Origin of the sequence: Mesonia mobilis DSM 19841 (assembly GCF_000423405.1) — a bacterium.
Lineage (GTDB): Bacteria > Bacteroidota > Bacteroidia > Flavobacteriales > Flavobacteriaceae > Mesonia > Mesonia mobilis.
Genome location: NZ_AUHX01000054.1, coordinates 1 through 1,227 on the forward strand (window position 1 = coordinate 1; position 1,227 = coordinate 1,227).

Genomic DNA, 1,227 nt, shown 5'->3' on the forward strand with positions numbered 1-1,227 from the left:
TTTTTCATTCTCAACAATGTAATTCATTTGTTTTTCAATCTTTCAATGGTCTTTAAATTTCGATTTTGTTCGTTTTTTACATTACTGCCAACGGTTTTGTGTATGGCTCGTTGCGGGAAATTCGCGAGAATTTTCCGCCGTTGACCAAAGATAGCGAATAAGATTGAATTTCCGCGAGGAAATTCAGCCGCAATGAGCTATACACGTTGTTAGCAGCAGATTTTATTCTATATTTAATGTTTTTTTCTGCTGTTCAGTTAAATTCCAGTTTTCTTGTATATCTAAATTCAATAAAATACAGTTGACTTTTAAATTTGAATTTTGATTCTTTAACTCTTTATACCATTCGAAAGATTGTTCATTAAATTTATCAACAAATTTCGCCCAATTTATTATAATAAAAACACTCCCATTTTCAGTTATGTCTTGGTTTAAAGGTGAAATATGTTTTAACCAATCGTTAATTGTGACTTTTTTATTGAATTTTAATGAATTGATTTTTTCAATTTCATTAATAACCTGCGAGCATTCATTGTCATTAAATCTATTTTTAACTAAATATCCGTTTGAATTGAAGAATAAAATTTCAGGTACTTGAAGTTTGTCGTTATTGTTCAAATAGGCGAAACTATTAAAATCTTTAATAGAGTATAAATCATCTTTTTCAAAATTCACTTCTTTTTCAGTAAGATATGTATTTAAACTTTCTTTATTTTCAATATTAAAATCGATTGATATATTTTTCTGCGCAAAACAAGACATAGAAGTAATAAAGAACAAAGCTATATGTACAATTATTTTCATAATTTATTATTTATAATCGTGGTTTTTTTAATTTGCTGCTAACGGTTTTGTATACCCGTCAGTTGCGGGAATTAGACAACTAAGATAGAAAAAATCCCTGACTTTTATGCTTGTGCGGTTGTGTCCGCAGGACACAAAGCCGCAATTGCTGGTATACGTTGTTGCCTAAAGTGCTTTTGCGTTCAGATTTTCGTTTTCACTTTATCGATTTTGAGCTTTTTTATTCAGCCAATTTCAATATTATTTTGAAAACGATTTTTAATTTACTTTTTTATCTCCGTAAATATTTGAAAAATAGAGTAGCGCTGAGCAATTTTTATCCGTAACGATTTATCCAACTGAGTAAGTTAAAGTCCGTCGAGTTCTAAATATTATCATTTAACTTTTAATTTCTTTGCGCAATGATTTTTAGTCAATTTAATC

At 28.8% G+C, this 1,227-nt stretch carries 1 protein-coding gene; it reads right to left on the reverse strand.

The window, feature by feature from the left end; genetic code table 11:
* Nucleotides 1-222 precede the first annotated feature (222 nt).
* Nucleotides 223-804: a hypothetical protein gene (locus G551_RS0112385; RefSeq protein ID WP_156876799.1), complete on the reverse strand. Its 582-nt coding sequence runs from the start codon at nucleotides 802-804 to the stop codon at nucleotides 223-225.
* Nucleotides 805-1,227 lie beyond the last annotated feature (423 nt).